General features: G+C 71.8%; 3 protein-coding genes. 1 reads left to right on the top strand and 2 read right to left on the bottom strand.

Going from position 1 to position 3,067, the window contains the following annotated elements:
• The coding region (locus ADK52_RS07345) for a bifunctional 3'-5' exonuclease/DNA polymerase (protein ID WP_053688966.1) at window positions 1-1,290 on the top strand (1,290 nt) is incomplete at its 5' end.
• Between the two features lie 16 nt (window positions 1,291-1,306).
• Here ADK52_RS07345 and ADK52_RS07340 read toward each other — a convergent pair.
• Together ADK52_RS07340 and ADK52_RS07335 are read right to left on the bottom strand one after the other, a co-directional pair.
• The gene (locus ADK52_RS07340) at window positions 1,307-1,795 is read right to left on the bottom strand and encodes a GNAT family N-acetyltransferase (RefSeq protein ID WP_053688965.1); all 489 of its coding nucleotides are present in this window, start codon (window positions 1,793-1,795) and stop codon (window positions 1,307-1,309) included.
• A 4-nt stretch (window positions 1,796-1,799) separates the two neighbouring features.
• Window positions 1,800-3,017, bottom strand: a complete 1,218-nt coding sequence (locus tag ADK52_RS07335; RefSeq protein ID WP_053688967.1) for a serine hydrolase domain-containing protein — start codon at window positions 3,015-3,017, stop codon at window positions 1,800-1,802.
• Window positions 3,018-3,067 lie beyond the last annotated feature (50 nt).

Genomic DNA, 3,067 nt, shown 5'->3' with positions numbered 1-3,067 from the left:
ACCCCCCTCCCCCTCGACGCCCTCGTCGCCATCTACCGCGACCAGGCGAACCGCACCGCCGCCACCGCCCACCCCGACCGCATGCGCCTGCTCACCACCTCCGAGTCGGCCGCCTTCCTCATCGCCGCCGAAATGCAGCGCGCCGGCCTCCCCTGGCGCGCCGACGTCCACCGCGCGCTGCTCACCGAGCTCCTCGGCGAGCGCTACGCCGGAGGCGGCGAACCCCGCCGCCTCGCCGAGCTGGCCGACGAGATCTCCGCCGCGTTCGGCCGCCGCGTGCGCCCCGACCTCCCGAACGACGTCATCAAGGCCTTCGCCGAGGCCGGGATCCGGCTCAAGTCCACCCGCCGCTGGGAGATCCAGGAGCTCGACCACCCCGCCGTCGAGCCCCTGCTCGCGTACAAGAAGCTGTACCGGATCTACACGGCCCACGGCTGGAGCTGGCTCCAGGACTGGGTGCGCGACGGCCGCTTCCGCCCCGAGTTCGTCCCCGGCGGCACCCTCACCGGCCGCTGGGTCACCAACGGCGGCGGCGCCCTGCAGATCCCGAAGGTGATCCGGAGAGCCGTCGTCGCGGACCCCGGCTGGCGGCTCGTCGTCGCCGACGCCGACCAGATGGAGCCCCGCGTCCTGGCCGCGATCTCCCGCGACCCGGCCTTCATGGAGGTGGCCGGGCGCCCCGAGGACCTCTACACGGTCATCTCCCGCCAGGGCTTCTCCGGCGACCGGGACATGGCCAAACTGGCCGTCCTCGGCGCCGTGTACGGCCAGACCTCCGGCGACGGCCTGAAGAACCTGGCCGCGCTGCGCCGCCGCTTCCCGCAGGCCGTGGCGTACGTGGACGACGCCGCCAGGGCTGGCGAAGAGGGCCGCCTCGTACGGACCTGGCTGGGCAGGACCTGCCCGCCGCCGGCCGGCGGCGACGAGGACGGCGAAGCCGGCGTGCCGCAGGACCGGGAGGAGGGCTGGACGCCGAGCTACGCCTCCACCAACACCCGGGCCCGCGGCCGGTTCACCCGCAACTTCGTCGTCCAGGGCAGCGCCGCCGACTGGGCCCTGCTGCTCCTCGCGGCCCTGCGCCAGGCCATCGCCGGCGCGGGGATGCGCGCCGAGCTGGTGTTCTTCCAGCACGACGAGGTGATCGTGCACTGCCCGGCCGAGGAGGCCGAGGCGGTGGCCGAGGCGATCCGCACCGCCGGCGACCGCGCCGGCCGCATCGCCTTCGGCGACACCCCGGTCCGCTTCCCGTTCACGACGGCGATCGTGCGGTGCTACGCGGAGGCGAAGTAGAACGGCCCGACCACCCTCACCCCACCGGCACGTCCGCTCCGGAGGCGTCCGGTCCGTGGAAGTAGACGTGGAACTCCTCGCGCTCGAAGCCCTCCGCCTCGTACAGCGCCTGCGCGACGTGGTTGTCGTACGCCGTCTCCAGCTGCACCCCGGACACCCCCGCCTCCCGCGCCCGGCGCAGCACCTCGCGCAGCAGCGCCCGCCCGGCGCCGGTGCGGCGGCCGGAGGGGTCGACGTACAGGTCGCTCAGGATCCACATCGGCCGCAGGGCGAGCGAGGAGAAGGTCCGGTAGACCTGCGCGAAGCCGACCGTGCCGGCTCCCGTCACGTCCGCGAGCAGCACCAGCGACTCGCCGCCCCGGATCCGCTCCGCGAGGTACGCCCGGGGCGCGTCCGGGTCCTCGACCTTCACCTCGTAGAAGTCGAGGTAGCCCCGGAACAGCCCGCCCGCCACGTCGAGATCGCCGTGACCGGCGACGCGCAGCACCACACCTTGATCGCTCATTCCCTCAGTGTGCGGTAACGGACTGGGCGGGCAGCGTGAAGACGTGGTCAGGGGTGACGACCTTGGTGATCGCCTCACCGAACAGGGTGCTGGGCTCGGCTCCCTCGTACGCGATGTCCGTGTTCAGCATCACCGCGAGCGTGGCCTTCGCCTCCGGCAGGTAGACGGCCAGCGCCTGATAGCCGGGCAGTGACCCGTTGTGGCCGATCCAGCCCTGGACGTTGAAGATGCCCAGGCCGTAGCCGGTGCCGGGGAGCGCCTCGACGACCTTCAGGCGTTCGGCCTGGGTGGCGGGCTTCAGCAGCGTGCCCGTGGCCATGACCTTCGTCCAGGTCTTCAGGTCTTCGAGATCGGAGATCATCGCTCCGGCGGCCCAGCCCCAGGAGGGGTTCCAGTCGGCCGCGTCCTCGGTCTTCCCGGAGGCGGTCTGGTCCGTGTAGCCCTGCGAGTGCGGACTGGGGAACTCCGCGCCGACGGGGAAGAGCGTGTGGCGCAGCCCGGCCGGGCGGACGACCTTCTGGTTGATGTAGTCGTTGAGCCGCTGCCCGCTCTGCTTCTCGACCACCAGCCCCAGCAGGATCAGGTTGGTGTTGCAGTAGGAGAACTTGGCGCCGGGCGCGAACAGCACCGGGTGCTTGAAGGAGTACGCGAGCAGCTCCTGCGGGGTGAAGGGCCGTCGGGGATCGCTCGTGAGGGCCTTGAAGAAGCCTTCGTCCTCGGAGTAGTTGAACAGCCCGCTCCGCATGTCGGCGAGCTGACGCAGCGTGATCCGGTCCCCGTTGGGCACCCCGGCCACGTACCTGCCGATGGGGTCGTCCAGCCCGACCTTGCCCTGGTCGACCAGCTGGAGCAGGGCGGTCACGGTGAAGGTCTTGGTCACGCTGCCGATGCGCATGTTCATGTCCGTACGGATCGGCGCGCCGGTGGTCTTGTCGGCGACGCCGAAGGTCCGTACGTACGAGCCCTTGCCGGGGGCCGAGAGCGACACCATCACCCCGGGCACCTTGGCCTCGTTCATCACCTTCCGCACGGCATCGTCCAACTGCCCTGCCACGGCGGGCGTGAGCTGGGGAAACTCCGTATCGTCGGCAACGGGCGCCGAAGCCGACACGACCGTCCCGGCCGACGTATCGAGCGCGTACCCGGCCCCCACCCCGAGCGGCACCACCACGAGCCCCACCGCGGCCACCCCCACCGCCGCCTTGCGCAACCGTGTAGACATGCCGGCCTCCTGCCACGCGTCGCCCAGGTCCAGCCATCCCAAAGTAGCCC

Source organism: Streptomyces sp. WM6372 (assembly GCF_001279655.1).
Lineage (GTDB): Bacteria > Actinomycetota > Actinomycetes > Streptomycetales > Streptomycetaceae > Streptomyces.
The sequence above is the reverse complement of the archived record's forward strand: the minus strand, read 5'-3'. Positions and strand labels throughout refer to the sequence as shown.